This window comes from Kitasatospora sp. NPDC096140 (assembly GCF_040303045.1).
In the GTDB taxonomy this organism is placed as follows: domain Bacteria; phylum Actinomycetota; class Actinomycetes; order Streptomycetales; family Streptomycetaceae; genus Kitasatospora.
Map to the genome: position 1 here is coordinate 208521 of NZ_JBEOUW010000002.1, position 25744 is coordinate 234264.

33 protein-coding genes are annotated in these 25744 nt (G+C 74.7%); 19 read left to right on the top strand and 14 right to left on the bottom strand.

Annotated elements, in window-relative coordinates:
- Window positions 1-145 precede the first annotated feature (145 nt).
- Together ABT048_RS02640 and ABT048_RS41665 are read left to right on the top strand one after the other, a co-directional pair.
- Window positions 146-664 carry a cupin domain-containing protein gene (locus tag ABT048_RS02640; protein ID WP_350519469.1) on the top strand — a complete coding sequence of 173 codons (519 nt, stop codon included), beginning with the start codon at window positions 146-148 and terminating at the stop codon, window positions 662-664.
- Window positions 665-782: 118 nt separating this feature from the next.
- Window positions 783-860, top strand: coding sequence for a hypothetical protein (locus tag ABT048_RS41665; RefSeq protein ID WP_464336931.1), 78 nt, complete (start codon window positions 783-785; stop codon window positions 858-860).
- A gap of 102 nt (window positions 861-962) precedes the next feature.
- Here ABT048_RS41665 and ABT048_RS02645 read toward each other — a convergent pair whose 3' ends face one another.
- The 7 genes from ABT048_RS02645 to ABT048_RS02675 form a co-directional block, all read right to left on the bottom strand.
- Complete coding sequence (locus ABT048_RS02645) at window positions 963-1742, bottom strand: hypothetical protein (RefSeq protein WP_350519470.1); 780 nt, start codon at window positions 1740-1742, stop codon at window positions 963-965.
- A 55-nt stretch (window positions 1743-1797) separates the two neighbouring features.
- Window positions 1798-2226, bottom strand: a complete 429-nt coding sequence (locus tag ABT048_RS02650) for a hypothetical protein (RefSeq protein WP_350519471.1) — start codon at window positions 2224-2226, stop codon at window positions 1798-1800.
- Window positions 2227-2489: 263 nt separating this feature from the next.
- Window positions 2490-2684: a DUF397 domain-containing protein gene (locus tag ABT048_RS02655; protein ID WP_350519472.1), complete on the bottom strand. Its 195-nt coding sequence runs from the start codon at window positions 2682-2684 to the stop codon at window positions 2490-2492.
- Window positions 2685-2702: 18 nt separating this feature from the next.
- Entirely contained in the window at window positions 2703-2894 is a 192-nt protein-coding gene (locus ABT048_RS02660; RefSeq protein WP_350519473.1) for a DUF397 domain-containing protein, read from the bottom strand.
- A gap of 19 nt (window positions 2895-2913) precedes the next feature.
- On the bottom strand, window positions 2914-3102 hold the full coding sequence (locus ABT048_RS02665) for a DUF397 domain-containing protein (protein ID WP_350519474.1): 189 nt from the start codon (window positions 3100-3102) through the stop codon (window positions 2914-2916).
- Between the two features lie 19 nt (window positions 3103-3121).
- Window positions 3122-3259 (bottom strand): DUF397 domain-containing protein, encoded by a 138-nt coding sequence (locus ABT048_RS02670; RefSeq protein WP_350519605.1) that lies wholly within the window; start codon window positions 3257-3259, stop codon window positions 3122-3124.
- Window positions 3216-4187, bottom strand: coding sequence for a helix-turn-helix domain-containing protein (locus ABT048_RS02675; RefSeq protein WP_350519475.1), 972 nt, complete (start codon window positions 4185-4187; stop codon window positions 3216-3218). Before ABT048_RS02675 ends, ABT048_RS02670 begins: the two co-directional genes overlap by 44 nt.
- Window positions 4188-4324: 137 nt before the next feature.
- On the opposite strand from ABT048_RS02675, the gene ABT048_RS02680 reads away from it, so the two are divergent.
- The 9 genes from ABT048_RS02680 to ABT048_RS02720 all read left to right on the top strand — a co-directional run bounded on the left by ABT048_RS02680 (window position 4325) and on the right by ABT048_RS02720 (window position 11680).
- Window positions 4325-4789 carry an ATP-binding protein gene (locus ABT048_RS02680; RefSeq protein ID WP_350519476.1) on the top strand — a complete coding sequence of 155 codons (465 nt, stop codon included), beginning with the start codon at window positions 4325-4327 and terminating at the stop codon, window positions 4787-4789.
- Between the two features lie 15 nt (window positions 4790-4804).
- Window positions 4805-5371, top strand: coding sequence for a hypothetical protein (locus tag ABT048_RS02685; RefSeq protein WP_350519477.1), 567 nt, complete (start codon window positions 4805-4807; stop codon window positions 5369-5371).
- Window positions 5372-5457: 86 nt separating this feature from the next.
- The gene (locus ABT048_RS02690; protein WP_350519478.1) at window positions 5458-6579 is read left to right on the top strand and encodes a hypothetical protein; all 1122 of its coding nucleotides are present in this window, start codon (window positions 5458-5460) and stop codon (window positions 6577-6579) included.
- 493 nt (window positions 6580-7072) lie between these two features.
- Window positions 7073-7324: a hypothetical protein gene (locus ABT048_RS02695; RefSeq protein ID WP_350519479.1), complete on the top strand. Its 252-nt coding sequence runs from the start codon at window positions 7073-7075 to the stop codon at window positions 7322-7324.
- Window positions 7325-7343: 19 nt separating this feature from the next.
- On the top strand, window positions 7344-8129 hold the full coding sequence (locus ABT048_RS02700) for a helix-turn-helix domain-containing protein (RefSeq protein ID WP_350519480.1): 786 nt from the start codon (window positions 7344-7346) through the stop codon (window positions 8127-8129).
- 129 nt (window positions 8130-8258) lie between these two features.
- The gene (locus ABT048_RS02705) at window positions 8259-8672 is read left to right on the top strand and encodes a hypothetical protein (protein ID WP_350519481.1); all 414 of its coding nucleotides are present in this window, start codon (window positions 8259-8261) and stop codon (window positions 8670-8672) included.
- 415 nt (window positions 8673-9087) lie between these two features.
- Window positions 9088-9579, top strand: coding sequence for a hypothetical protein (locus tag ABT048_RS02710; RefSeq protein WP_350519482.1), 492 nt, complete (start codon window positions 9088-9090; stop codon window positions 9577-9579).
- A 113-nt stretch (window positions 9580-9692) separates the two neighbouring features.
- Entirely contained in the window at window positions 9693-10703 is a 1011-nt protein-coding gene (locus ABT048_RS02715) for an aldo/keto reductase (RefSeq protein ID WP_350519483.1), read from the top strand.
- 173 nt (window positions 10704-10876) lie between these two features.
- Complete coding sequence (locus ABT048_RS02720; RefSeq protein WP_350519484.1) at window positions 10877-11680, top strand: DUF4253 domain-containing protein; 804 nt, start codon at window positions 10877-10879, stop codon at window positions 11678-11680.
- 55 nt (window positions 11681-11735) lie between these two features.
- On the opposite strand, the gene ABT048_RS02725 is transcribed toward ABT048_RS02720, so the two are convergent.
- Complete coding sequence (locus tag ABT048_RS02725) at window positions 11736-13535, bottom strand: glycoside hydrolase family 35 protein (RefSeq protein ID WP_350519485.1); 1800 nt, start codon at window positions 13533-13535, stop codon at window positions 11736-11738.
- 143 nt (window positions 13536-13678) lie between these two features.
- Window positions 13679-13972, bottom strand: a complete 294-nt coding sequence (locus ABT048_RS02730) for a hypothetical protein (protein WP_350519486.1) — start codon at window positions 13970-13972, stop codon at window positions 13679-13681.
- Window positions 13973-14459: 487 nt separating this feature from the next.
- Between ABT048_RS02730 and ABT048_RS02735 the strand changes: the two genes are divergently transcribed.
- Complete coding sequence (locus ABT048_RS02735; protein WP_350519487.1) at window positions 14460-14786, top strand: DUF1330 domain-containing protein; 327 nt, start codon at window positions 14460-14462, stop codon at window positions 14784-14786.
- A 7-nt stretch (window positions 14787-14793) separates the two neighbouring features.
- On the opposite strand, the gene ABT048_RS02740 is transcribed toward ABT048_RS02735, so the two are convergent.
- A complete protein-coding gene (locus ABT048_RS02740) occupies window positions 14794-15762 on the bottom strand; it encodes an NAD-dependent epimerase/dehydratase family protein (protein WP_350519488.1) in 969 nt (322 codons plus the stop codon).
- A 75-nt stretch (window positions 15763-15837) separates the two neighbouring features.
- Window positions 15838-16032, bottom strand: coding sequence for a hypothetical protein (locus ABT048_RS02745; RefSeq protein WP_350519606.1), 195 nt, complete (start codon window positions 16030-16032; stop codon window positions 15838-15840).
- A 163-nt stretch (window positions 16033-16195) separates the two neighbouring features.
- On the opposite strand from ABT048_RS02745, the gene ABT048_RS02750 reads away from it, so the two are divergent.
- Together ABT048_RS02750 and ABT048_RS02755 are read left to right on the top strand one after the other, a co-directional pair.
- The gene (locus ABT048_RS02750) at window positions 16196-16717 is read left to right on the top strand and encodes a peptidylprolyl isomerase (RefSeq protein ID WP_350519489.1); all 522 of its coding nucleotides are present in this window, start codon (window positions 16196-16198) and stop codon (window positions 16715-16717) included.
- Between the two features lie 40 nt (window positions 16718-16757).
- Window positions 16758-17168, top strand: coding sequence for a hypothetical protein (locus ABT048_RS02755; protein ID WP_350519490.1), 411 nt, complete (start codon window positions 16758-16760; stop codon window positions 17166-17168).
- Between the two features lie 33 nt (window positions 17169-17201).
- Here ABT048_RS02755 and ABT048_RS02760 read toward each other — a convergent pair whose 3' ends face one another.
- Together ABT048_RS02760 and ABT048_RS02765 are read right to left on the bottom strand one after the other, a co-directional pair.
- Window positions 17202-18311, bottom strand: coding sequence for an RICIN domain-containing protein (locus ABT048_RS02760; protein ID WP_350519491.1), 1110 nt, complete (start codon window positions 18309-18311; stop codon window positions 17202-17204).
- A gap of 86 nt (window positions 18312-18397) precedes the next feature.
- Window positions 18398-19534, bottom strand: a complete 1137-nt coding sequence (locus ABT048_RS02765; RefSeq protein ID WP_350519492.1) for an alpha/beta hydrolase — start codon at window positions 19532-19534, stop codon at window positions 18398-18400.
- A gap of 249 nt (window positions 19535-19783) precedes the next feature.
- Between ABT048_RS02765 and ABT048_RS02770 the strand changes: the two genes are divergently transcribed.
- On the top strand, window positions 19784-20767 hold the full coding sequence (locus ABT048_RS02770; protein WP_350519493.1) for a helix-turn-helix transcriptional regulator: 984 nt from the start codon (window positions 19784-19786) through the stop codon (window positions 20765-20767).
- Window positions 20768-20828: 61 nt separating this feature from the next.
- Here ABT048_RS02770 and ABT048_RS02775 read toward each other — a convergent pair whose 3' ends face one another.
- On the bottom strand, window positions 20829-21548 hold the full coding sequence (locus ABT048_RS02775) for a hypothetical protein (protein WP_350519494.1): 720 nt from the start codon (window positions 21546-21548) through the stop codon (window positions 20829-20831).
- A gap of 333 nt (window positions 21549-21881) precedes the next feature.
- Here ABT048_RS02775 and ABT048_RS02780 point away from each other — a divergent pair, with 333 nt between their 5' ends.
- The 4 genes from ABT048_RS02780 (at window position 21882) to ABT048_RS02795 (ending at window position 25663) form a co-directional block, all read left to right on the top strand.
- Window positions 21882-22766 carry a hypothetical protein gene (locus ABT048_RS02780; protein WP_350519495.1) on the top strand — a complete coding sequence of 295 codons (885 nt, stop codon included), beginning with the start codon at window positions 21882-21884 and terminating at the stop codon, window positions 22764-22766.
- Window positions 22767-22848: 82 nt separating this feature from the next.
- Window positions 22849-23730: a hypothetical protein gene (locus ABT048_RS02785; RefSeq protein WP_350519496.1), complete on the top strand. Its 882-nt coding sequence runs from the start codon at window positions 22849-22851 to the stop codon at window positions 23728-23730.
- On the top strand, window positions 23727-24629 hold the full coding sequence (locus ABT048_RS02790) for a hypothetical protein (RefSeq protein ID WP_350519497.1): 903 nt from the start codon (window positions 23727-23729) through the stop codon (window positions 24627-24629). The genes ABT048_RS02785 and ABT048_RS02790 overlap by 4 nt, the downstream gene beginning before the upstream one ends.
- Window positions 24626-25663 (top strand): hypothetical protein, encoded by a 1038-nt coding sequence (locus ABT048_RS02795; protein ID WP_350519498.1) that lies wholly within the window; start codon window positions 24626-24628, stop codon window positions 25661-25663. Before ABT048_RS02790 ends, ABT048_RS02795 begins: the two co-directional genes overlap by 4 nt.
- Window positions 25664-25744: the final 81 nt, after the last annotated feature.

The following is a 25744-nucleotide window of genomic DNA, read 5'->3' on the forward strand; positions in this document are numbered from 1 at the left end:
CCCCCGCCCTGCTCAGCCCCGCCCCGCGTCGGTCGTCCGGCGCGGGGCGGTGCCGTGCGGCGGCGGAAGAGCGGCTGAATTGACCCATGAAAGTCGGCTTAAATTGCCACATGATCATGGGTCGATCAGGCCGTAGATTGATCACATGACGACGACGAAGAACACCAACGCCGCGACCGCCACCGCCGCCCCGATCCTGACCCGCTGCGCCCAGGCCGAGACCTGCGCCGACCCGAGCGCCACCATGACCCTGCTCGCCGAGACCGACCCGGGCCAGGGCGGCTTCACCGTCTACCGCTCCACCTTCTCCGCGGGCGCCGCCGGAGCCCCCTCGCACTTCCACACCCGGGCCTGGGAGCTGTTCTTCGTGATCAGCGGCTCCCTGGAGGTGCTGGTCGGCGAGGACGTCACCGTCCTCGGCGCGGGCGACTTCCTCGCCGTGCCCCCGAACACCCCGCACGCCTTCGCCGCCGCACAGGGCTCCGAGGCCGACGTGCTCTTCATGTTCACCCCCGGCATGGACCGCTTCGACTACCTGCGCCTGCTGGGCAGCGTCATGCGCGGCGAGACCCCGCCGGCGGCCATCGCCGCCTCCTCCGAGCGCTTCGACAACCACTACGTCGACAGCCCCGCCTGGCGCGCCGCCCTGGAGACCCGCGCCTGAGCGGCGGGCCCGGTGGCCGGCCTGCCTGGCCGACCTGCGCCGTCGGCCCGTCGAGCGGCGGCGGGCCGGGTGTGGAACGGTGGAAGACCGGGGGTCCCCGGTTGCGAGAGGAGTGGCCATGTCGTCGAAGCGCCGCCGCAAGAAGAAGGCCAGGGCCAGGCGCGGGGCCAACCACGGCCGTCGCCCCCAGTGCTGAGCCGCGACTGAGCGCGGCCGTCGGCGGGCTCCCCGCCGGCGGCCGCGATCGCGCTCGGAACCGCAGAAGTCCGCTCGGAGCCTCCCGCTCAGGGCCTCCAGCTCAGAGCCGCCCGCGCCCCGCGAAGCCGCCGCGCGGCACCACGTGGTACGTCGCGTGGTCGCGCCCGTCCGCGCCGAGGACCAGCTCCAGGATCACGCCCCGCCCGTCCGCGCGGGCCTCGCGCAGCAGCTGCGCAGGGTCGCCGTCCGGCGGGGTCCGGTCCAGGACGTGGCGCGGGTCGTCCACGACCGGGTACGGCCGCGCCGGGTCGTGGATGCCGACGCCGGGCCGCTCCCAGTGCAGCCGGGCCCCCGGGCTGAACAGCGCGGGGGAGTCCATCGCCCAGCCCTCCGCGGTCCTGCCGCCGTCGCGGTACCAGCGCAGCGCGTGCTCGACCGTCCCGCCCGCGCTCGTCCGCTGCCCGGCGGGGGACCACGCGGCCACGTTCGCCGCCCCGATCCTGGGCAGGACGGCGGTGATGTCCTCCCGGATCACGAAGTAGGCGCGGGCGTACATCCGGCAGACCATCAGCGCGCGGCCGTCGGACGTGGTGCGGAACAGGCCGAAGGCGGACGGGGCGAGGGAGTAGTCCGAGACCAGGGTCAGCACGTGCTCGACCCCCTCCACCGCGCCCAGCGCGTCCACCACCCCCTGGATCCGCTCCCGTTCCGCGGCCCGGGCCGCCCGCGCCCGCGGCGAGGAGGCGAGGGCGCGCATCCGCCGCTCGGTGGGCCAGTGCCCGCGCGCGCCCTGCAGGGCGTCGAAGAGCTTGATCAGCGGATAGAGGAGGAGCTGCAGGAAGCCTTCCACCGGCCGGGTGTCCTCTCGGGTCGCACGCACGTTTGCCCCCACACCCTGTCCGGTCGCAGCCGTGGCCCGCAATCCGCCCCGGTACTCAACTCCCCGCCGGGCCGGGCCCCCGACGCGAGCGGGCCGCCCGGAAGAAGGCGTTCGCGGCGGGCAGGAACATCAGCACGACGGCGGAGAGCACCGAACCCACGTGCAGGGCCCGGCTGGCGCCGAAGACGAGGTCCAGCGGCCCGGCCTGCGCCAGCTCCCAGCTCAGGGAACGCCCCTGGGCCAGGGCCTGGATCGGCTGGAGCACCATCGACGCCGTGCCCAGGACACCCAGGCCCAGCGCGAGCGCGATCCGGGCCCAGTTACGGCCCCGGCGCATCTGCCGGGCAGCCAGCAGCGCGGCGGTGAAGACCGGCAGACGGATCGCGAGGCCCGCGACGATGCCGCCCCCGGAGCCGGAGGAGTCGGCGAGCATCCTGCCGACCGCCAGGACCGTCTCGAACGCGCCGGCGGCAACGGCCGTCACCCACAAGGCGAATGCGGTACGCACTGGAGCCGGCGGTAAGGCGGCGCCGAGCGGCGCGGCGGCGGTACGGGGGCGGTCGGGGTCCAGACGTGCGGAGGGGGAGTGGGGCATCGCGGGGCCTCGGTTCGGTGACGTGGGGTCAGGGACGGTCCGTTCGGACGCCCTTGATCCTCCTCGCACGACACCGCCGGGCCCCTCCGGCAGCCCGGCGGATTCCCCGGGGGGTTGTCCCTACCTCGTCTGGGTTTTGTTGAGGTGCCGGGTCAGCCCTCGACCGGGAACTCGCCCTCCCGGACGGCGGCGATGAAGGAACCCCACGCGGCCACCGGGAAGGCGAGGACGGGGCCGTCAGGGTCCTTGGAGTCACGCACGGGAACGAGGTTGGGGAGCCCGGGGGCTACCTCGATGCAGTTGCCGCCGTTGGTGCCGCTGTGGCTGCTCTTGCGCCAGGTCGGCATGCTGGCTCCTCGGGGCGGTCAGGCCGGAAGGTCGCCCGTGCGGACGGCTGTGATGAAGGCTTCCCAGGCCGCAGTAGGGAAAACGAGGACGGGGCCGTCGGGGTCCTTGGAGTCACGCACGGGGATCGCGCCGGGCAGGAATCCGGGGGCCACCTCGATGCACTCGCCCCCGTTGTCCCCGCTGTAGCTGCTCTTGCGCCAGGTCGGCATGCCGGCTCCTCGGTGGGTCCTACGCGGGAAGGTCGCCCGTGCGGACGGCCGTGAGGAAGGCTTCCCAGGCCGCGGCCGTGAAAACGAGGGCCGGGCCGTCGGGGTCCTTGGAGTCGCGCACAGGAACGAGGTTGGGGAATCCGGGGGCCACTTCGATGCAGTCGCCGCCGTCTGGGCCGCTGTGGCTGCTCTTGTGCCAGGTCGGCATGGCTGGCTCCCCGGGGCTGTTAGGCCGGAAGGTCGCCCGTGCGGACGGCTGTGAGGAAGGCTTCCCAGGCCGTGGCCGTGAAAACGAGGGCCGGGCCGTTGGGGTCCTTGGAGTCACGGACGGGGACGAGGTTGGGGAATCCGGGGGCTACCTCGATGCAGTCGCCGCCGTTGCCGCCGCTGTAGCTGCTCTTGCGCCAGGCAGTCGCGTTGAACTCGGTCCTCGTCATCTCTGAAACCCTCCAGCGCATCGGCGATCAGCGCGCGCGAGTCGGCTACCGGCAGTGCCTCCCCGAGAAGCAGATCATAGCTGCGACGATGACCTGCCACGATCACCGGATCATCGCTGGAATGCCCTCGGTCGAGACTCTCGGAGTAGACGCTGGTCCGCCCGTCCGGCATCTCCAGCAGCACCATGGACTTGTCGACGATGACTGGACGACGTGTGAACGGGACGACCTGGATGACGACGTTCGGAAGCTTCGAGATAGACAGCAGATGTTGCATCTGGCGCATCATCACCCCAGGGCCGCCGAAGACGGTCCTGATGGCGCTCTCGTCCAGAATCACCAGGAGTAGCGGTCCCTCCGGCTCCAGGAACCGCTTCTGCCTCGCCAGCCGAGCTACTGTCCGCTCCCGGATTACGTCACGTTTCCCGGCCGCATCACTGATGGCGAATACTGCTTCCGCGTATTCGCGACACTGTAGAAGCCCGTGCACCACAGCCAGCTGAAAGATCCTGGCAGCGGCAGCTTCGGACTCCATGTCGACGTGGCTCTGGAACCAATCCGGATGTTCGGCCTGTGCGTTCCAGTCGACCCGACCCCAGAGCCGGATCAGCGCCCCACCCGCGCCGAGCAGCTCATCAGCCTTCGCCACCAGCTCCGGTGGCATGCGTCGCTGGCCGCTCTCATAGCGGGTGATGATCGTTCGGCTGCAGTGCAGCAGCTTGCCCATCTCTTCCTGCGTGACCTCGGCCTGCTCCCGGTAGAACCGCAGCTCCTCGCCGAACAGTTGAGCCGAACTGGCTGTCAATTCCCGCTTGATTCGCCGGTGTGCCACAGCAGCCCCCTGACGTACCAACATGTGCCTGGTACCTGATTTCGGCCATCACCGTACCTCCGGGCGCCGATCATTGATACCGGAACGCGATCTTTTGCTTGCACAGCGTGACACCGCGCTCCTTTCGCACGCCCCCCTTCCGCCCCCCGAGGTACTTCGCCATGCCCGTGTCCCACCGCCCCCGCACGTTTGCCGCCCGGCTGGACTCCCGTACGGACTCCACCCCGTTCGCCCGCCACTTCCTGCGCGCCTACCTCGCCGCGCTGCCCCTCGGCGACTGCTACGCCGGCACCGCCGAACTGCTGCTCGGCGAGCTGTTCGCCAACGCCGTCCGGCACTCCGACGCGCCCGCCGACCGGCTGGTCGAGGTCCGCTTCTCCGTCGTCGGGGACCGGCTGCGCATCGAGGTCCACGACGCCGGCTCGGGCCGCCCCTCCCTCCGTGCCGCTTCGCCGGACGACGAGTGCGGGCGGGGCCTGTTCCTCGTCAACGAGCTGGCCGAGCGCTGGGGTTGCTGTCCGCGCTCGGGCGGGATCGGCAAGTTCGTCTGGGTGCTCGTCGCCCCCGATCCCGATCCCGGGCCCGATCCCGCCCCCGCCCTCGCGCCCGCCGCCGTCGCGGTCTGAACCGGAGGCACCCCCATGCGACTCGCCGTCACCGCCCGGCACCTCCTCACCGCCGGCCGTACCCCCGCCGAGGCCTACGCCGCCCTCGCCCGCCGCACCGGCGAGCCCGAGCGCTGCGCCCGCGCGGTCTGCGCCGCGCTCGACATCCCGGCCGTCGAAACGGCCCGCCGGCTCGACGAGTGCCGCGACGCCCTGTTCGCCCCGCCCCACCCCCGCCCGAACGCCGAGGCCGACACGGGTGAACTCCTCGAAGCCCTGGGCGTGTTCGACGTGCCCGTCGTCCTCGACTCCCGGGACCGGGCCGTCATCGACCTCTTCCTCGCCGCAATCGACGCCATGGGCGGCATCCGCAGCGGCCACCGGCACGGCCTGGCCCGCTGGTTCACCACCGGCAACCTGACCGCCGCCTACCTCTCCCTTACCGCCGCCCACCCGCTGCCCCGCACCGGCGACCCGGCCCGCTACTGGACCGTCCTGGTCTCCGCCGGTGAACTCCTCACCGCCGTTCCCCGCCCGGACACCCGCCTCAAGCTCGCCCTCTCCCACTGCCGCACCCGCGCGGCCCACGCCACCCGCCCGTGAGCCGAACCGGCCGTACGGGATTCCCAACGCGCCCCAGGTGGTAGGCACTTCCACGATCATTCCGGATCGGGAACGGGGGCCGTGGCGTGCGGTGGGTCGAGTCGCTGGTGCTGGTGTCGGTCCCGCCCTTCGTGGCGGGGGTGCTCTACCGGCCCGCCATGGGGGTGTTGGACGTCCTCGACCTGTGGAAGGGGTGGTGGATCCCGCCGCAGATCGCCGGCCGGCTGCCGCGTGCCGTCATCCCGAGCGCGGCCGACGTCGACGGGTACGGACGCGACCTGCACGCGCCGGTGGGCACGGCCCCGGCGACGCTGCAGGAGCACTGGCGTCGGGGGATCCGGCGGTCCTGGGGCATCGAGGCCTGGCTCCTGGTCTTCGTCATGCTCCCCGCAGCGCTGGTCGCGACATTCGCGCTGACCGGCCTCTTCCTCACCGTCCACCCGAGCAGTTCGGAGGACCCGGAGTTCCTCCAGAGGAACACGCTGCTGACCTTCTCCCTCTGCGCCGGCTTGGGCAGTGCGGCCGTGCTGTGGGTCTACCGTTCGATGCATCTTTACCGGCGGCGGGTCGGCGAGAGCCTTCCGCTCACCTCGGCCGTCGACCTCGCGCGGCTCCTCAGGAAGTGCCAGGAGGCCGCCGACGGGACGATCCCGCTGCTGGAACTCGACCGGCACGTCACCCGCCACACCAACCGCCTGGGCTGGTTCGCCGAGTACGGCGTGGACCGCGAGCAGCGGCGCAAGGCCCTGCGCCCGCACATCGCCGGTGTGCAGCAGGCCCTGGAGCGGGAGATGTCGAACGCCCTGCGGGACGGGCCGGAGGCGGTGCCCCGACTGGCCCGGCTGGTCGCCACCCTGCTCGACCGGTCCGTGCAGGGCCGGTGGATGGGCCTGCTGGACGAGGCGGACCTGCCCGAGACGCCGGCCGACCTGGTCACCGCCCGGGAGAGCCGGCACGACCGCGCGGTCGTCCTGGCGGGCAGCGTCGCGGCGGTGCTCATCGTCGGCGCGGCGACGGCCGCCGACCTGCCCGCCTCGGTGGTCGCGCCGGCCGCGCTGACCGCCCTCATCGGCCCCGCCGTGATGTGGGGCAGCGAGAAGCTCGGCACCCCGCGCGAACACCACGGCGCCCTACGGGCCGCGCTCGCCCCGGCCGCGGAACCGGCCGGGAGCACCGGCGAGCCGCCCGCCCCGGCCCCTGCTCCCTGACGGCCCGTTGCACGGGAAGTCGACCCCGCCGACTTCCCGTGCAAACAGCCGCCGGGAATGCAGAGAGACCGCCTCGGGCCACCAGGGGCCGGGCGGTCTCTGCTGTCCGGGCGGGCCCATGCGCCAACACGGCCCGTTGCCGATGTTCCCGAGATGTTGGAGTGAACAGCGCCCCCCGGGTTCCGGACCCGCAGGTCCGGGTGACGCCGCTGCAAATCGTCACATCCGGCCAGGACGGCTTACAAGGGGATGCTGCACGAACGCACATCAATATCCGGTTTCAAATCGCTGAACTGCCCCTTTCTGGTAGGCCGTTCCGAAGATTGCGGGCGGGGGCCGGGACCCCGGCGCATCAATCCGCGCGATGTTCACCGAACCGATTGGGAATCACCCGTATGCCTGACAGAGTGTTACGCCACCGGGCACCCCGAGCGACGCCAACCGCGCGAAGTGCCCGTCCGTTGGAGTGGACAGTGATATAGGAGGATCCTCGATGACGAGGAAACGGAACCGGCGTGCCCGCATCCACTGCGCGGCCGGCGCCCCGAAACCCGCGCGCCGCCCCCGCCCCCGCCTGCCCCGGCCGTCCGCGCTCGGCGAGCCGGCCGCGGTCGTCGTCGTGGTCGTGGTGACGGTCGTCCTGGCGGCTGCGCTGGTGGCGACCGGCATGTCCGCCGGAGCGGCGCTCGAACTGGCCACCGGAGGCTGGCTGCTGGCCGCCGGACGGCGACGGGAGCGGGCCTAGCGGAAAGCGCCCGCCTGCGATGGGACGCCCAGAGAAACCGATCGAGGCGACCGAACCGGCCCTGGGCCGGCTCGCCGCCTGGCTCCGCGAACAGCGCGAACGAGCCGACCTGACGTACCGTCAACTCGCCGATCGGACCAACTACCACGCCACCACCCTGCAGCGGGCCGCCGGCGGGCACTCCGTGCCGAGCTGGAAGGTCGTCGAGGCCGTCACCCGCGAATGCGGCGGCGACCTCAAGACCGCCCGGCGCAAGTGGGCCCAGGCCAACTACTGGGCCCACGTGCCCCGCCCCTCGGGGAGCCGCCGGCTGCGGGCACCGCGGCGGGTCGACCCCGAGCAGGTCGACACCTTCGCCGACCTGCGCCAGGCCATGCACGAGATGCGGCGCAAGGCCGACTGGCCCTCCCTGCGGGAACTGGACCGCCGGGCCCGCGGCAGGGGCAGACGCCTGCCCGCCAGCACGCTCGCCCTGGTCCTCAAGGGCGAGGCCCCGCTGCACAAACCCGTGTTCCTCGCCTACATGGAGGCCTGCGAGGTCAGGGAGGTCCGCCGCGTGCTGTGGGCGGCGGCCTGGGAGCGGACCAACAACGCCCGCACGCCCGTCCCGGTCAACTCCCGCATGCACCACAGCGAGTTCGCCCGGGCCATGCAGTCCTCCAGCGGCGGCACCTCGACGGAGATCCTGTTCCGGCTGTGGGTGACGCTGCGCAACAGCCTCGCCGCCGAACGGCCCGACGACCCCGGCCCCCGCACCGCGGCGGGCCGCGAAGGCACCGACGACAGCCCGCCGGTGCCCGTGTGACCGGGCCCGCGGACGGAGCGCGCCAACCGCGCTCCGTCCGCGGGCCCGCACCCACCCGCGCTCCGTGCGCGGGCCGTCCGCCGACCCGCACCCGCCCGCGCCGACCTCGGGACACCTCGGGACACCACCATGCCGACACCACCCCGCACAGCGGCCGCCCGCGGACCGACCCTGGGCCTGTGGGCGCTGCACGACCTCCACCTGCGCCACTACCTCGACTACACCGCCCTGATCCTGCCGGCCGCCGACGCACAACTCGTCGTGCGCGACGCCTTCGAGGAACTCGGCGGGCACTGGCTCGACGCCCTGGCCACCGCCAGCCCGGCCGCGTGCGCCTGGCAGGCGGTGCGCCGCCGGGTCCGCACCCTGGCCGGACCCCGGCCGTTCGGGCCGGTCGCCCACCTCACCGCCGCGCAGCAGGACGTCCTGCTGCTGCACCTGGTCCTCGACCTGACCGCCGTACAGGTCGCCGCCCTCACCGGCACCGAACCCGCCGCCGTCCACGTCCAGCTCCGCGCCCTCGCCGCCCGGGCGACGGCGTGACCGGGGCCGGGTGCGCACGGGGGCGGTCGGCCGCGGGACCGCGCCGGCGCCCGGTGCCTGCCCCCGGCGTCCGGCCCCGGAAACGCGGACGGGGCCCGGCACCCCGATGGGTGCCGGACCCCGTCCGACGATGGAGCGCCAGGCCCGGATCGCACGGACTCTCCCTACTGAAAGTAGGGCGTGCTCTGGTAGCACCGCTGACGCCTGGCGAGAGGTCAGTCCCCCTCGCAACAAGAGGAACACTAGCAGCTCACGACAGGTGTACGAGCCGCGGGGCCATGGCCGGCGGCCCGGCCGCCGAGGGGGCCGGAAGACCGGAGCGCGCCCGGGTGAGCCGGGCGGCGGCCCCGGGCCGTAGACGTGGACGGGCGCCACCCGCCGGAGGAGGCGCCCGACCCGGCGTCAGGAGGCGGGCATGCTCAGGTACCACGGCGCGTGGCGGATCACCGTCATCGGGCGCAACGCCGACTTCGACCAGCGGGCAGTCGTACGCGGCCCGCACGGCTCCCGGGTGCTGGCCGGGCGCGTCGGCGCGGCACTGCAGGTCGACGGGGAGAGCTGGACGCTGTCCCTGGAACACCACTCGTGGGAGCGCGGCTGGCGGCCGAACCTGCGCACCACCCCCGGGCCGGTCACCGAACGCGACGGCGTCCGCAGTCAGCTGCTCATCAGCAACGACTGCCACTGGCCGGGCAAGCCGCTGGACTACGTCAACTTCGTGCTGCGCCTGGACCAGCCGCTCGGCCCGGCAGCCGGGTCGGCAGCCGGGTCGGCAGCCGGGTCGGCAGCCGGTTCGGCGTCCGGTTCGGTGCCTGGTCTGGGGCCCGGTTCGGCGTCCGGCCCCGTGCCCGGTCTGGGGCCCGGGCGCGTCTCCTCCCCGTGGCACCCCGTGCGGTGGGCGATCTGACGGCCGACCGGACGTGGCCGCCGGCGGATGGCGACCCGACGTGATCGCCGGCGGATGATCGGGCACGACTAAAGTCCCAGGTGAGAACCCGTCGCGCCCGAGGAGACCACGCCATGCCGACCGACCCCACCGCCGGAGCCCCCGCCCGCCCGCAGGCCGCCCGTCCGCAGCCCGCGCGCCTGGGACTGGGCACCGCCGCCGTCGGCCGGCCCGGCTACATCACCCTCGGGCGCGACACGGACCTGCCCGCCGACCGCACCGTCGAGGCACTGCGCGAGCGCACCCACGCCCTGCTCGACGCCGCGTACGCCGCCGGAGTGCGCTACCTTGACACCGCCCGCTCCTACGGCCGCGGCGAGGAGTTCCTCGCCCAGTGGCTGGACGAACACCCCGAGGCGGCGGCCGAGGTGACGGTCGGCAGCAAGTGGGGCTACACCTACACGGCCGGCTGGCAGGTCGGCGGGGTGGCCGCGCACGAGGTCAAGGAGCACTCGGCGGCGGTCTTCGACCGCCAGGTCCGCGAAACCCGCGCCCTGCTCGGCGACCGCCTCGACGTCTACCTCGTCCACTCCGTCGTCCCCGGCAGCCCCGCCCTCACCGACCCCGCCCTGCACGAACGGCTGGCCGCGCTCGCCGCCGACGGCGTGCGGGTGGGCCTGTCCACCAGCGGCCCCGCCCAGGGCGACACCATCCGCGAGGCCCTCGCCGTCACCGTGGCCGGCCGCCCGCTGTTCACCGCCGTCCAGGCCACCTGGAATCTGCTGGAGACCTCCGCCGCCCCCGCCCTCGCCGAGGCCCACGCGGCCGGCTGGCTCGTCGTGGTCAAGGAAGGCATGGCCAACGGCCGCCTGGCCGGCCGCAACGCCACCGGCCCCGACACCGCCGCCCTGCGCACCCTCGCCGACCGCACCGCCGCCGCCCCCGACGCCCTCGCCCTGGCCGCGGCCGCCGCCCAGCCCTGGGCCGACGTCGTCCTGTCCGGCGCCGCCACCCTCGACCAGCTCGCCTCCAACCTCACCGCCGCCGAGGCCCGGCTGACCCCGCAGGACCTCGCGGCCCTCGACGGCATGGCCGAGCCGGCCGAGGCGTACTGGCGCACCCGCTCCGAACTGCCCTGGGCCTGATCAGCGGCCGGCGACGGCAACTGCCCGTAACGGCAGGGCGTTTCGGCCGACCGGCCTTCCCCCCTTCCCGGGACGGGGGGAAGGCCGGTCGGCCGTGCGGGGGTCAGGCCTGCGGCGCGGGCGCCCGCCCGCACCCGCCCGGATTGTCGGTGCCCGCTCCTACGGTGGGCGCCATGACGCAGCACCCGGACCTCGCCGCCGCCCTCGCCGACCTGACCGTCCCCCTGCCGCCCGGCCGCCTCGTCGGCGCCGACGACGGCCGGGAGCCGCTGCTGTGGATCAGCGACGCCCCCGCCCCCGCCGGGCTGTGGGCGCAGCTGCACCGCGCGCACCCGCAGAGCGGGCTGTGGCCGCTGCTGCTCAGCCCGCTGGACCGCGGCGACGCCGACTACCGGCCCTGGCTGTCCGGCGAGCTGTACCCCACCGACGCCGCGATACCCGGGCTGTACGACCCGGCCGCGCTGCTGCGCAGCTGGTGGGAGACCGGCGAGGCGGGCGGCTACGAGGAGGACGGGGAACTGGCCGAGGCCCTGGCCCCCTACGGGTTCACCTGGCCCGGCACCGCGCCCGCGGCCGACGTGCCCGAGGGGGCGGCGGGCGGCGAAGCTCAAGAGCTTGCCGACGTGCTGCAGTCCGTCAAGGACGTCCGCCTGGGCCTGGTGCGGGCCGGCGGCGGCGCCGAGGCGCTGGCGGTGTGCGGCTGGGGCGGGCCGGTGAACCACGTGGACGACATCGCCCAGGTCGCCGCCGTGCTCGCCGACTGGGAGCGCCGCTTCGGCGCCCGGGTCGTCGAGGTCGGCTTCGACACCCTGGAGCTGAGCGTCCCCGTACCGCCCGCCACGCTCGCCGAGGCGCTCCCGCTGGCCGCCGAGCACACCTCGCTCTGCCCCGACCTGGTCTTCCAGGGCTCCGGCAGCCTCACCGAGTACGCCGAGCAGCTGGTGGGCGCCCACCAGTGGTCCTTCTGGTGGGACTGACCCGGCCCGCGCGGGCCGGGTCCGGTGGGCGCCGCTCCGGTGGGCGCCGCGGGCTTCAGTACTCGGCGCTGGGGGCCGCCGCGGTCGGCCCGAGGTCCGGGTGGTCGCGCAACTCCATTGCCTCGCCGTGGTGTTCGAGCTCCAGCACGACCAGCTCGTTGCCGCCCGCCCGCCACAGCGGCGCCGGGGCGTAGAGGGTGCGCTGGGGGCCGGCGGCGCTGTAGCGGCCGAGCAGGAAGCCGTTGAGCCACAGCAGTCCGCGGCCCCAGCCGGGCAGGGCGACGAACGCGTCGGCGGGGGAGGGCAGCTCGGCGGTGAAGCGGTGGAACACCGGCTCGCCGTCCCGGGCCGGGGTGTCGGGCGTGCCCGGGGCCAAGCGCAGCGCGGACAGGTCCGTCAGCGGCAGCGGCCGGATCTGCCAGCCGAACAGCCGCTGGCCGCCGTGCGAGACGCCGCGCGTGATGCCCTTGCGGTCGTCCATGTTCGGGCCGTAGTTCACCCGGCCCAGCGCCTCGACCAGGATGTCCAGGGTGACCCCGTCCTCCCCGGTAGCCAGTTCCAGCGTCGTGCCGGGGGAGTTGCGGTCGAGGGTGCCCAGCGGGCGCCCGTCCGCGAAGACCTGCGCCCGGTCGGCCAACCCGTCGATGCGCAGCGGCAGTTCGGGCCGCGGGCCGGGCACCCGGGTGCGGTAGTGGATCAGGCCCAGGGACTGCCCGAGCAGCTCCATGGGCAGCGGCGCGGCCCGCTCCACCGGCTGGGACAGCGCGTCCAGCTCCGCCAGCAGCGCCGCCCGCCCCTGCGGACGCTCCAGGCGCTGCGGCGCCACCCGGGGTGCGGGGGAGGGCAGTTCGCCCTCCGGCAGCCGGACGTAGCGGCCGATGACCTCGCGTAGCGCGTGGAACTTCTCGGTCAGCTCGCCGGCCTCGCCGATCGGCGCGTCGTAGTCGTAGCTGGTGACGGTCGGCTCGTAGCCGGCGTCCAGCGGATGCGCGCCGGCGTGGTTGGCGCCGGACCACAGGCCGAAGTTGGTGCCGCCGTGCGCCATGTAGAGACTGACGGAGGCGCCGGTGGCCAGCAGTTCGTCCAGCGAGGCCGCGGTCTCCTCGGCGTCGCGCACGTGGTGGGGCAGGCCCCACTGGTCGAACCAGCCGATCCAGAACTCCATGGCGGTCAGCGGCCCTTCGGGCTGGTGGCGGCGCAGCACCGCCAGGCGCTCGGGGGCGCGAGAGCCGAAGGTCACGGTGGCCAGGTGCCCGGGCAGGGCGCCGCCCTGCTGCATGGTGTCGTGGGCGCCGTCGGTGGTGAACAGCAGGCAGTCCACGCCGCGCCGCACCAACCCGTCGCGCAGGTGCCGCAGGTACGCGGTGTCGTCGCCGTAGCTGCCGTACTCGTTCTCCACCTGCACCGCCACCACCGGCCCGCCCCGGCTCGACAGCAGCGGCAGCACCTCGGGCACCAGCGCGTCGAACCAGCCGTCCACCGCGGCCAGGTACGCCGGGTCCGCGCAGCGCAGCCGCAGCCCGTCCACCGCCAGCAGCCGGGCCGGCAGCCCGCCGAACTCCCACTCCGCGCAGATGTACGGGCCGGGGCGCAGGATCACGTCCAGCCCCATGTCCCCGGCCAGCCGCACGAACCGCGCCACGTCCCGCCAGCCGGTGAAGTCCACCCGGCCGCCGGGCAGTTCGTGGAAGTTCCACGGCACGTAGGTGTCCACGGTGTTCACCCCCAGGGCCCGCACCCGCCGCAGCCGGTCCTCCCACAGGTCGGGGTGGATGCGGAAGTAGTGCACCGCCCCGGCCACCACCCGGTGCGCCACCCCGTCCCGCACGAACCCGTCCGCGTCGTACCCGAGCATGCGCACACCCCGTTTCCCAGAAGGAGACCCCGGCCCACCCGAGCCTAGCGAGGAACCCGCCTCCCCGGCCGACCATCCCCCGGCACGTCCGGCACGTCCGGCAGGGTGGGGCTCGGCGGGTGATCGAGTCGCAGCGGTGGGGTTCAGCGGGGTGTGGGGGGCGGGTTGGTCGGGCCGAGGGGGATGGCCGGGCCGAGTGGGTGGCAGCCGTCCCAGGAGGCGGCCTGTCCGGGCGGGCAGGAGGTGGGCACGGGCGGCAGGGTGAGCACCGGTCTGGGCGGGATGGTCGAGCCGAACGGGGGTTTGGCGGCGGGGGCCGCCGGCTGCTTCCGGGTGGGCGATGGCGGGGCCGGGGCCTCGGGCGCCGGGGCGGCCGTGGTTCGGGGCCGGGCCGGCTGGGTGGCCGGGGCCTCGGGCGGGGCGGTGGCTTCGGCCACGGCCCCGGGTCCGTCCGTCGTCGGCGCGGCCGCGGGCGTCTCGGTGGGTGCCGGTGCCGCTGCCGGTGCCGCTGCCGGTGCCTCGGCCGACGGGGAAGCGGAGGGGGAGGGGACCGAGGTGGCCGCGGAGCCGGGCGCCGCCGGGGCCGGCGACTCCGTCAGCAGGAGCGTCCCGCCGATCCCGGCCGCGCCCAGTACGCACACCCCGGCCGCCAGGGCGAGGGTTCGCCGACGCCGCGTCGTCCTGTCGTTCTCGGCCCTGCCCTCGGGGCCGCCGTCGGCTGTCCTCTGCACTCTTCCTCATCCGTCCGCATGGTCACGCCTGTGAGCTGCGCGGATGCTACACGAGGCGTCAGGACCGGCAGGTACGTCACCCCTACCGATACGTGACTGATTCGGCCCCCGCCCGCCGCGGCCTACTGTCGGAGACGTCAGACGCAGACGCAGACGCGGCCCGGTGCCGCGACGAACCCCTCAGGAGCACGCCATGACCGCCTACGCGATCGCCCAGGTCCACTCGGTCGAGTTCGGCCCCGACATCGTCGAGTACCTGGAGCGCATCGACGCCACCCTCGACCCGTTCGACGGCCGCTTCATCGTCCACGGCGGCACGTACGAGACGGTGGAGGGGCGTTGGGGGACGGGCGGGACGATCGTCATCGAGTTCCCCGACTTCGAGCGGGCCCGTGCCTGGTGGGACTCGCCCGCCTACCGGGAGATCCTGCCGCTGCGCACCCGGCACATGGCCGCCGACATCATCCTCGTCGAGGGCGTGCCGGTCGGCTACCGCGGGGCGGAGGCGCTCAAGCACTGACCTGCCGTCAGGATCCCAGCCGTTCGCGCCACCACGCGACCGTGGCCTCGACCTGCTCCTTCAGCGGCGTCGCCCGGACGGTGAAGTGCGCCTCGTAGTCGGCGGAGTCCATGACGAAGGGGCGGTCGAACTGGTAGCGGGTCTCGCGCAGTTCGCGCAGCAGGGGGGAGAACAGGCCGGCCGCGCCCAGCAGGACGGGGGACAGTCGGCGTACCGCGACGGGGGCGGTGCCGGCCTCGGCGGCCAGGTGTCCGACCATCGCGCGGATCGACGCGGCGGGGGCGGTGGGCACGTGCCAGGCCCGGCCCCAGGCCCGTTCGTCGCCCGCGACCTCGGCCAGCGCCCGTGCCACGTCCGGCAGGTAGGTCCAGCTGTGCGGGGCGTCCGGGTCGCCGAGGACGGCGACGGGGCGGCCCTTGAGCAGGCCCGGCATCGCGCGCGCCGCCAGGTGGCCGCCGTCGGTGACGCCGGGGCCGAAGAAGTCGGAGGCGCGGACCTCCACCGCCCGGATCCGCCCGGCCTCGTGCAGTGCCCGTGCCTGCTCCCAGGCGGCCGCCCGCACCCGGCCCTTGGGGCCGGTCGCGGCGAGCGGCAGGTCCTCGGTCAGGGGGCGGGTGGGGTCGGGCTGCGGTCCGTAGCCGTACAGGTTGCCGAGCATGACGAGGACCGCGCCGCTGTCCTCGGCCGCCGCGCACAGCGAGGCGGACAGGGCGGGCCAGCGCGCGGCCCACTGCGGCAGCGGCGGCGCGGCGCAGCCGTGGATGGCGACGGCGCCGTGCGCGGCCCGGGCGAGCGCGGCGGGGTCGCTCGCGTCGAGGGCGAGGTGCCGGACGCCCCCGTCGCCCGTGCTGCCGGGGGCGGCCTGGGCGGGGCGTCCGGAGCGGGTGACGACCCGGACCTCGTGGCCCTGTTCGGCCAGCAGGCGGGTGGTGGCGGCCCCGGCGGGCCCGTGTCCGACGACGAGATGGAAGCTCACCGGCCCCACCCTATCCGTGCCCCCGGCGGCAGGAGACGGCGCGTCAGGTGTCCGGGGTCGTCCCTCCGTCCCGCCTCAGTCGCCGCTGTCGCCGCTGTTCTTGTTCTTCCGGCCCCAGCTGCGCAGGAGGACGGGCAGCACCTCGCCGGCGCGGACCGTGATGGTCGCGACCACGCGCGTCCACGCCGGTCCGCCCCGGTCGGCCCACACCACGCACCCGCACCCGGCGATGGCCACCACCAGGATCCCGATCAGCACCGCACCGACCATCTCGGCCACCTGCCCTTCACTCCGTACGACCGTCGTACCCTCCGATACGTCCCACGTGCGGATCCTTCCACCCGGTTCGGTCGCGAACCCCGAGGCTGTGCCAGGATGCCGTAGCCGATCCGCCCGATCGCCCCACGCGTCCACCGCACCCGAGGAGTCACCCGTGGCCACCGCCCGCTTCGCCACCCTGCACACGACGGCGGGCCCGATCCGCCTGGAGCTGTTCCCGTTCCACGCGCCGAAGACGGTCCGCAACTTCGCCGAGCTGGCCGAGGGCACCCGCGAGTACACCGACCCGCGCACCGGCGAGCCGGGCAGCGGCCCGTACTACGACGGCACGCTCTTCCACCGGGTGATCGCGGGCTTCATGATCCAGGGCGGCGACCCGACCGGCACGGGCACCGGCGGCCCGGGCTACGCCTTCGCCGACGAGTTCCACCCGGAGCTGTTCTTCACCAAGCCGTACCTGCTGGCCATGGCCAACTCCGGCCCGGGCACCAACGGTTCGCAGTTCTTCGTCACGGTGGGCACCCCCACCCACCTCAACCGCAAGCACACCATCTTCGGCCAGGTCGCCGACGCGGCGTCCAAGGCCGTGGTGGACGCGATCGCCGCCGCCCCCACCGAGGGCGAGCGCCCGGTGCAGGACGTGGTGGTCGAGTCCGTCGAGATCACCTGGTCCTGAGCCCGAGGACACCCGAGGACCCGAGGACCCGAGGACCCCGATGAGCGTCGCACCGCAGAGCTTCCCGTCGCACCCGATCCGCGGGGTGCAGGCCCGCTACGTCCGCCAGACCGGCTGCCCCTGCGACGTGGCCGTCGTCACCGTGGACTTCGAGCCGTGGGAGGAGGGCGTGCGCCTGGAGGTGGCGCCGGACGCCACGGTGCGCGGCGACTCCGACCCGCACTACCTGGCGCTGTTCCACGCGGCGCTGGCCGAGGGGGTGCGCGAGGAACTGGCCGAGCGGGCGCCGGGACGGACCGTGGCGCTGGCGGTGGTGGTGCACTTCACCGTCGTGCACGAGATCGACTCGCGTGAGCACTCCTTCCGGGTGGCCGGACGCCTGGCCGCGCGCGAGGCCCTGGCCCGGGAGGGCGGCGGTCCCGGGGAGGACGCGGACGGCCGCCGCCCGTAGTGCGGGCGGCGGCCGACGGAGGACGGGTGCGGGTCAGCTGCAGCTGGTGAACGTCGGGCTGGTGTTGGCGACGTAGAGGGTCGGCCCGGCGTTGGGGTCGGAGGTCACCGGGATGGTGATGGTGTCGTCGGCGGTCCACGGGATGCCGTGGGCGTCGAAGGTCCAGGAGCCGGTCACCTTGCGGGCGACCTCGGCGAGCGTCACCCAGCCGTACTGCTGCGTCGGGACGGTGACGTTGACGGCGTTGTTGACGCTGCGCGAGCCGTTCCAGACGTTGGTGAAGGTGATGGCGGACGTGACGGCCGCGGTGAACACGCCCGGGGTGCCGCCGGAGATGGTGGAGCTCAGCGTGCTGCCGATGGTGCTCGACCAGCCGCTGGTGTCGTTCACGGCGAAGGTCTGCTGGACGGTGCCGCTGGTGTTGTTGAACCAGACCGCGGAGGAGCACACCCGGGGCAGCGGCGCGGCCGGGGCCTCGCTCTGGACGGCCCAGGAGCAGGTGGAGGCGTCCTTCTGGCACTGCTTGGCGGCGTGGTCGACGGCCAGGGCGCGGGCGGCCTGCGGGAAGCCGGTGGCCCACTGCTGGTTGACGGTGCCGTTGCAGGCGTACTGGTCGGTCCAGGCGTCGTCGTACTGGGCGCCGCTGAGCAGGTCCAGGCAGGTGCTGTCGCCCGCGTGGCGGATGAAGAACGCGTCGCCGCCGCCGGGCGCGGGCTGCAGGAACCAGCGCTGGCTGGCCTGCCCGCCGCAGGTCTGCTGGCGCAGGACCGGGACGAACCAGGAGGCCAGGTCGATGCACTTGCCGGTGTCGTTGTTGACGATGGTGAAGGTGTAGTCGGAGGTGTCGACGTTCAGCCGCCAGGACTGGTGGTAGCCGGGCGCGGAGTTGGTGACGACGTAGACGCCGTCACCGGTGTTGCCGTTCTGGACGTCGAGCTGGCGGCCGTTGCTGAGCGACTTGATGGTCAGGCACTGCTGAGGCGTGGCACACGCGGCGGCCGGGGCCGCGGCGGGCGCGGGGGCCGGCGCGGCGGCGTGGGCGGGCGCGGCGGCCAGGCCCAGGGCGGCGCAGCAGGTCACCAGGAAGGCCGCGAGCAGGCGCAGCCAGGGCGCCGTACGGCCGGGGGTCGTGGTGGCGGGCAAGGAGGGTGTCCTTTCGTCGGGCGTGGAGACGCGGATGGAGACGCGGATGGAGACGTGAGGGGAGAAGGGGAGGGACGGGCCGGGCCTCAGGGCGCGGCGGCGAAGGCCGCCTCCAGGCGCGGGACGTAGTCCACGAGGTCCTGCGCCCAGCAGCCCGCGGTGTGGCCGCCGTGGCAGTCGGCGCCCCAGCCGGTGCCGTCGCCGTAGTCGACGTAGTGGTACGGCAGCTTGAGGGCGTCCAGGCGGTCCTTGACGCGCTTGGCGGTGCCCTCGGCCCAGAACTCCATGTCGGCGGGGTTGCCGTTGCCGTTGCCGGTGTAGACGGCGATGCCGGTGTGGGCGAGCAGGGCCAGCCGGGAGGCCGGGTCGGCGGCGTTCCAGCGCCAGTCGGCGTTGAACACCGGGTACGGGGTGCCGAAGATCGCGTCGCTGGAGACGGTGGGCCCGTAGTCGAAGCCGCAGGGGTGGCCGTCGCTGGGGCCGCACAGCACGGTGCCGGCGTTGGTCAGCATGGCGACGACGGCGCCGCGCAGGATCATCTCGTCGGTGGACAGGTCGTTGGCGCCGGACATGGTGAGGACCTGGCCGAACAGCTCGGGGCGGTCCTGGGCGTAGTGCAGGGCGCCGAAGCCGCCCATGGACAGGCCGCCGACGGCCCGGTGGGCGCGGTCGGTGCGGGTGCGCAGGTTGGCGTCGACGAAGGGGAGGACCTGGTTCAGGTGAAAGGTCTCCCAGTTCTGCGCGCCGGCGGCGGTGCCCTGGTCGAGCCAGTCGGTGTACCAGCCGCGCAGGCCGCCGTCCGGGATGACCGTGATCATGGACTGTGCGGCGGTCAGCGCGGGGTAGGCCAGCGCCGGGTCGTTCGGGCCGTCCGAGGCGCCGTGCAGGAAGTACAGCACGGGGTAGCGTCGCTCGGGGTGCTGCGCGTAGTCGGCGGGCAGCAGGATCCGGATGGCGTGCTGCCCGGAGACCTGGGGCGTGGTGACGGTGATGACGAAGTCGGTGGCGCTGCCGGTGGCGGTGCCGACCTGGGTCAGCCCGAAGCCGTCCGTCAGCGGCGGTGGCCCGGCGGGGTCCGCGGCCTGCGAGCGGGCGGCGGGATCGGCAGCACTCGGCACGGCGGCTGCCGAGGGCGCGGCGAGCAGCAGCAGGCCGGCGGCCAGGGCGGCGACGGCCGTCCGGGCGCGGTGCCGCCGGGCGGGCAGGAGCCGGGCTGGGGTCATGGGTCGTCCTCGGCCTTCGACGGTCGGTGGTGGCGGGCTGTCCTGACGGGGCGTGCCGGAGGTCGTCCTGACGGTCCGCCTCACAGGGGATGTCTGAACATCGACAACTCTCGCCACGCGGGCCGCCTCCGCGCCAGATCCCCCGGCGGCGCACCTGGGCCACTGGCGCATGTGGGCCACCCGCCCGGTAGGCTCCTCCGGCCACCCGGTACGGCCGGGCGGCAGGACACGACGACCGGGGGGTGGATCGTGCACGACGTCCTGGAACCGGACACCGAACGCGGCCGCGTCTACCGCTGCCTGGTCGGACGCCCGCGCGCCCGCGTCGCCGACCTGGCGCACGGCACCGGCCTGGACGAGGACACCGTCCTCGCCGTCCTGCGCGACCTCGCGGACGAAGGCGTCGCGGTCGCCTTCGACACCGCCGGGAGCGCCGACGACCGCGACCACGCCTGGGAGGCGCTGCCGCCCGGCCGGGTCGTCGAGACGGTGCTGCAGCGCGACGCGCTGCGCCAGGCCACCGCCCGCCGGGCCGGCGCCGAACTGGAACGCCTCTACCGCTTCGCCCGGCGCGACACCGGCAGCTACGGCGCACTGGAGGTCGTCGAGGACCCCGCCGAGGTGCTCGCCGCCAGCCGCCGCCTGCAGCTGGTGGCCCGTCACCAGGTGCGGGTCATCGACGTGCCGCCGTACTCCGGCAACAGCGCCCACTACGCCGACCAGGAGGTGCTGCAGCGCCGCCGGATGGCCGCGGGCGTCGTCTACCGCGCCATCTACCAGGGCTGCGCGTTCGAGGACCCGGTGGCCGGGCCCAACATGGCGCGCATGGTGGAGGCGGGGGAGCAGGCCCGCACCCTGGACGAGCCGCCGCTCAAGCTCGCCATCGCCGACGACGACCTCGCCATCGTCACCCTGCCCGCCGACGACCGCCCCGGCGTGGTCTCCCTGCTGATCCGCCCCTCCGGCCTGCTGCACGCCATGGCCGGCGTCTTCGAGACCCTGTGGCGCCTGGCGGTGCCGGCCAGCGTGGCCGGCGTCGACCTGCGCATCGACGAACGCGACCGGCGCATCCTCACCCTGATGGCGAGCGGCGCCACCGACGACGCCATCGCCCGCCGCCTGGGCCTGGGCCGGCGCACCGTGGTGCGCCGGGTGTCCACCCTCCTCGCCCACCTGGGCGCCACCACCCGCTTCCAGGCCGGCGTCCAGGCGGCCCGCCGGGGGTGGCTGTGAGCCGGGGCTGCAGTTCAGGCGGTTCGGTCGGATGGTTCGGGTGGTTCGGCCGGCGCGGTGGTCAACTCCGCTGCCCGCCGCGGCTCATGGGGTCGAGGAGGGTCCCGTCCGCGATCGGGGCCGCGGCCCGCCGTTCGCCCCACAGGTCCGCGTCCCTCGCCCACGCGGCCAGGTGGACGGCGAAGGCGCGCGCGGCGGCCAGGCCGGCCAGGGCCAGGACGATCCAGAACGGGACCGACAGCAGGCTCGGCCGGCCGGTGACCATCCGCCCGTCGTCCTCCAGCCGGACCCGGGTCTCGTGGCCGTCCGGGAAGGGGGCGTCGACCGGGCGCTCCTCGCCGAACTCCCGCCCGTCCGCGCTCCACCGGTAGGTGCAGCCGTACGTCCGGTCGCCCAGGCCGCCGCCCTCCACCGGCTTCTGGCCGGTGACCCGGCAGTGCGTCACCACGGCCGGCACGCTGCGCGGCTCGTGCAGCCGGGTGCGGACGGTGTCGACGGCCTGGGCCGTCGCGAACACCACGCCCCACAGCGCCAGTAGGAGCAGCACCGCGAACGCGCGGACCGGCCCGAGGCCCCGGCCCGCCGCCCGGTGCCGCAGTGGGACGGAGGCGGCCACCGCCACCGCCGACGCGACGGCGCACACCCACGGCAGGGCGGCGCCCACCGGTTCGTCCTGCGACCAGGCCCACACCGCCGCCGCGCCCGCGACGGCCGGCACCGCCAGGGCCGCCGCGGCCAGCGCCGTCCACCCGCGCCCGGGTCCGCGTTCCCCGTCCGTCATCGCGGCGTCCTCCCCCCCTCGTGCGGTCCGCCCGAGGATGCTCCTACCGCCGGGGAACCCGGCCACACCCCCGGGCCGGCTTCCGTGCCGAGCGGTGACGCGGCCGCGACATCGTCACACGCCCCGCGGCCCGTTGCGGTTGGATCACGACGTGTCCGGTTCGTCGGCCATTGGGGGAGAGTGCGGTGATTGATTGTGTTGGCAGCGCTGTCAGGTGACTCTCATAATTCCTGCTGACACGCGTGACGGACGGTCCGGAGAACCCACTGGGGGAGCGGTTCCCACGAGGGACCCCGCGCGTGGGAATCCGCATTCTTTCCCTGGGGGAGTCCCTTGTCCGAGCCCGAGAACGAGAGCGCCGCCGCCGAACCTCCGGCACCGGCCCAGCCGCCCGTGCCCGCTGAGGCGCCGGCCACTGCGCCCGCCGAGCCGCAGCCGTACGCGCCCGCCGAGGCGCAGCCGTCCGCGCGCCGGCTGCCGCGTGCCGTCGGCGTCGCGCTGGCCACCGCCGGCCTGCTCGCCGTCACCGCGGCCAGCGCCGCGGTGACCGTCGCCGTCGGCAAGCCCGACAGCCACCCGGCCGCCGCCCCCGCCGTCACCGCCGCCCCGACGGCGAGCGCGAGCGCCACCGCGAGCCCGTCGCCCACCGCCGAGCCCGTCCCGGTGCCGACCGCCGTCCCCTCGGTGCCGGCCCCGGTCAGCACCGTCAAGGGCACGGTCAGCGGCGGCAAGCACGCCGGCGACCTGCGCTACTTCCTGCTCCCGATCCCCGCCGGCGGCGAGTCGTACGGGCCCGCGGACGGGATGACCATGACCGACGAGGACGTCGCCGACATCTTCGGCAAGCAGGACGGCATCAAGGACATCCTCGCCTCCTACGGCTACAAGGAGGGCGCGACCCGGATGTACCGGACGGCCGACGGCAAGGTCGAGGTGACCGTCACCCTGCTGCACTTCGGTTCGAGCGCGATGGCGACCGACTTCGTCAAGGGCTACACGGTCAAGTCCCAGGACCCGATCGACATCGACGGCGTCCCCGACGCCCGCGGCTACCTGAAGAAGCCCAAGCAGCAGGCGTACACCGGCTCGATGACCGGCATCGCCAGCCAGGGCGACGTCCAGTACACGGTGGACGTCGACGTGAAGGGCACGCCGGACAAGGCGCTGCTGAGCGAGCTGATGAAGCGCCAGCGCGACTGGCTCGCCTCGGGCGGCTGAGCCCCGCGCGCCCCGCGCGCCACGCGCGTGCCGCCGCCCGACCTCCGACGCCACCCTCCCCTCCTCCTCTGGAGCCACTTCCGTGACCACCGAACCCGCGGAGCCGGTACCCGCCGCGCCCGCCGCGCCGCCCGTCCCGCCCGCGCCGCCCGCACCCGCGCCCGCCGTCCCGCCCGCGCCCGCCGCCGACCCGTGGGCCGCCGCGCCGCCCGCCGCCGGGCCGTTCGCCGACGATCCGTCCATGGCCGGGCCGGGCGACCTGCTGGAGACCGGCCCCGCGCGCGCACCCCGCACCCCGCGCCGCCCCCGCCCGGTGCTGCTGGCGACCTGCGCCCTGGTGCTCGGCACCCTGGCCGGCGGCGGCGTCGGCTACGCCGTGCAGGCCCAGCGCCCGCCCACGCCGCTGCCGCCGCTGCAGGTCGCGCGCCCGTCCTACCCGGCCGGGACGGTCGACCCGGCCGCCCTCGCCGCCGAGCAGCCCGCGCCGCTGGCCATCGACGGCGACCTGACCAAGCTGCTGATCACCGCCCCCGAGGGCAGCGTCCCCTGGGGCGACTACCCGGACAAGCCCAGCTGGACCTCGATCGGCGAGATCGCCGAGCACAGCGGCAACGCGGCCTTCGCGTTCCGGGACCTCGCCTCGCGCGGCTTCCGGCGCGCGGCCGAGGTGGACTGGAAGAAGGACGACGTCCGCTACCGCGTCGCGCTGATCCAGTACACGGCGGACCACGCCGACGAGGCGAAGTCCGCCAGCTGGGTGCCGTTCGCCGACGGCGCCAACGGCGGCTACAAGGTGGAGACCGCACCCCGCCACTGGGCCGAGAGCACCGACCAGTACTACTACGGCGAGGCCGTCGCCAAGCGCGGCTCCTTGCAGATGACGATCGAGGTCTTCGGCACCCAGCAGGTGAGCGCCGACGTCCTCAAGGACCTCGCCAAGCGGCAGTGGGAGCGCCTCGCATGAACGACGACACCGTGACCGCGAACCCGGCCGAGCCCGAGCAGCCGCCCGCGGCCGGGCGGCCGCCCGCCGCTGCGCCGACCGCTGAGGCCCCGAGCCCCGCCGCCGCGCCGACTGACGAAGCGCCGGCCGCCGAAGTGCCGGCCCCCGCCGCTGCGCCGGCCCCCGCCGCCCGTCTGCTGCTGCGCGCCGGCGCCGCGACGGTCGCGGCCGCGCTGGTCGGCGTGGCCATCGGCGTCGGCATCATCAAGACCCAGTACGACGACCCGGCCCCGGCCACCGCCGCCGCGCCGTCCACCGCTCCCACCCCGAGCGCGACCGCCACCCCGTACGGCGCCAAGTCCAACGGCAGCCACTTCGGCTCGCTGCGCGACCTGCTGCTGCCCGTCCCGGCCGGCTACGAACCCGGGCCGGACGACGGCGTCTACGGCAACGACACCGAGCTGAACGGCGAGCAGCTGGCCGCCCAGCTGGACGCCGAGCTCCAGCAGGTCCCCAAGGAGAAGCGCGACAAGCTGCGCTCCTACTGGGAGGGGCTGCACGTCAAGGCCACCGGCGTGCGCTCCTACCTCGCCCACGGGGACGACCTGGTGATCGGCCTGAAGCTGCGCCAGTTCAACCAGCAGGAAGTGCAGCGGATCAACGAGTACACCGCGGTCTTCACCGGGGACACCGGCCTGTTCCGGATCGGCCCGTCCATCCCGGGCCACCCCGAGGCGCACTGCTACCTGATGCCGGCGCCGCCGTCCGCGCCGATCGACTACCTGGAGTGCTCGGCCGCCGAGGGCGACCTGCTGGTCGTCATGAACGCCGAGGGCGTGGCACCGCTGCCCAAGGACAAGATCGTCGCCCTCTTCACCCTGCAGCTCGACCGCCTCGCCCGCCCCGGAGCCGCCGTATGACCGACCACGCCACTCCGCCGCAGCCCGCCTCGGATCCGCTCCCGCCGTCCGGGACGCCCGCGCCGCCGGTCCCCTCCGCGCCGCCGATGCCCGCGTACGGCGCCGAAACCGCCATCGGGGCCGTCGAGTTCACCCGGCCCGCGCTGACCCCGGAAGCCGTCGCGGAAGAGCGTGCCCACCGGGCCCGCCGCCGCAAGGCCGCGGTGCGCTGGGGCTGCGCCGCCCTGGTGTTCGCCCTCGCCGGCACCGGCACCGCCCTGGCCGTCACCGCCCCCGAGCGCACCGACATCCCGGGCCTGGCCACCGCGGGCGACGGCCGCTACACCTTCCCTCCGCCGGCCCTGCCGCCGCTGCCCTCCGGCAAGGCGGCACCGGACGGCAAGGGCAAGTCCCTCCACTACGCGGACCTGCGCCACCTGCTGCTGCCGGCTCCCAAGGAGGCCGGCGGCTCGGTGACCGCGCCGACCTTCCCGGCCCCGGCGGCGACCCCCACCGCCCCGGCATCCCCGTCGGCGTCGGCGTCCGAGCCCGCGACCCCCGCGACCCCCGCGACCCCCGCCGCCACGGCCACCCCGGCCGCCACGGCCGTCGCGGGCTGGGTGCCCTGCGACGCGATCCTCGCCGAGCAGCAGGACCCGGCCAAGCTGCGCGAACTGCTCCTGCAGAACGCCTGCCGCGCGGCCACCGTCCGGGAGTGGACGGCCTCCGACGGCACCCGCACCCAGATCCGGCTGCTGCGCTTCGGCTCCGCCGGCGAGTCCTGGGACACCTACACCTCGCTGCGTTCCAAGGGCCGTCCCAAGGCGGCCGCCGACACGAAGTCCACCGACCACCACGACTGGGCCGACGTCCCCGGCGTCGAGCTGACCGCCCTGGAGTCCACCGCGACCGCCGCCAAGGGCAACCCCACCGCCCGCGTCGCCTACCTCTCGGCCGCCGACATCCTGGCCGTCGTCACCATGACCAACCCCGGCGGCATCCCCAGCGCGCCCTTCCGCCAGGTCGTCACCCTCCAGTCCGACCTGCTGGCCTGACCGTCGGGCAGGCCGTGCCCGGGCCCGGCGCGGGCCCGGCGTGCGCGGGAAGTCGGCCCGTCCGGAAGCTCCGCCGCAGAG

Coding starts and splice junctions, on each gene's coding strand:
- ABT048_RS02640 (WP_350519469.1), top strand. CDS start 146: ATGACGACGACGAAGAACACCAACGCCGCGACCGCCACCGCCGCCCCG.
- ABT048_RS41665 (WP_464336931.1), top strand. CDS start 783: ATGTCGTCGAAGCGCCGCCGCAAGAAGAAGGCCAGGGCCAGGCGCGGG.
- ABT048_RS02655 (WP_350519472.1), bottom strand. CDS start 2,684: ATGCCGACCTGGCGCAAGAGCAGCCACAGCGGCACCAACGGCGGCAAC.
- ABT048_RS02660 (WP_350519473.1), bottom strand. CDS start 2,894: ATGCCGACCTGGCGCAAGAGCAGCTACAGCGGGGACAACGGGGGCGAG.
- ABT048_RS02665 (WP_350519474.1), bottom strand. CDS start 3,102: ATGCCGACCTGGCACAAGAGCAGCCACAGCGGCCCAGACGGCGGCGAC.
- ABT048_RS02675 (WP_350519475.1), bottom strand. CDS start 4,187: ATGTTGGTACGTCAGGGGGCTGCTGTGGCACACCGGCGAATCAAGCGG.
- ABT048_RS02680 (WP_350519476.1), top strand. CDS start 4,325: ATGCCCGTGTCCCACCGCCCCCGCACGTTTGCCGCCCGGCTGGACTCC.
- ABT048_RS02685 (WP_350519477.1), top strand. CDS start 4,805: ATGCGACTCGCCGTCACCGCCCGGCACCTCCTCACCGCCGGCCGTACC.
- ABT048_RS02695 (WP_350519479.1), top strand. CDS start 7,073: ATGACGAGGAAACGGAACCGGCGTGCCCGCATCCACTGCGCGGCCGGC.
- ABT048_RS02700 (WP_350519480.1), top strand. CDS start 7,344: ATGGGACGCCCAGAGAAACCGATCGAGGCGACCGAACCGGCCCTGGGC.
- ABT048_RS02705 (WP_350519481.1), top strand. CDS start 8,259: ATGCCGACACCACCCCGCACAGCGGCCGCCCGCGGACCGACCCTGGGC.
- ABT048_RS02710 (WP_350519482.1), top strand. CDS start 9,088: ATGCTCAGGTACCACGGCGCGTGGCGGATCACCGTCATCGGGCGCAAC.
- ABT048_RS02715 (WP_350519483.1), top strand. CDS start 9,693: ATGCCGACCGACCCCACCGCCGGAGCCCCCGCCCGCCCGCAGGCCGCC.
- ABT048_RS02720 (WP_350519484.1), top strand. CDS start 10,877: ATGACGCAGCACCCGGACCTCGCCGCCGCCCTCGCCGACCTGACCGTC.
- ABT048_RS02725 (WP_350519485.1), bottom strand. CDS start 13,535: ATGCTCGGGTACGACGCGGACGGGTTCGTGCGGGACGGGGTGGCGCAC.
- ABT048_RS02735 (WP_350519487.1), top strand. CDS start 14,460: ATGACCGCCTACGCGATCGCCCAGGTCCACTCGGTCGAGTTCGGCCCC.
- ABT048_RS02745 (WP_350519606.1), bottom strand. CDS start 16,032: ATGGTCGGTGCGGTGCTGATCGGGATCCTGGTGGTGGCCATCGCCGGG.
- ABT048_RS02755 (WP_350519490.1), top strand. CDS start 16,758: ATGAGCGTCGCACCGCAGAGCTTCCCGTCGCACCCGATCCGCGGGGTG.
- ABT048_RS02765 (WP_350519492.1), bottom strand. CDS start 19,534: ATGACCCCAGCCCGGCTCCTGCCCGCCCGGCGGCACCGCGCCCGGACG.
- ABT048_RS02775 (WP_350519494.1), bottom strand. CDS start 21,548: ATGACGGACGGGGAACGCGGACCCGGGCGCGGGTGGACGGCGCTGGCC.
- ABT048_RS02790 (WP_350519497.1), top strand. CDS start 23,727: ATGAACGACGACACCGTGACCGCGAACCCGGCCGAGCCCGAGCAGCCG.
- ABT048_RS02795 (WP_350519498.1), top strand. CDS start 24,626: ATGACCGACCACGCCACTCCGCCGCAGCCCGCCTCGGATCCGCTCCCG.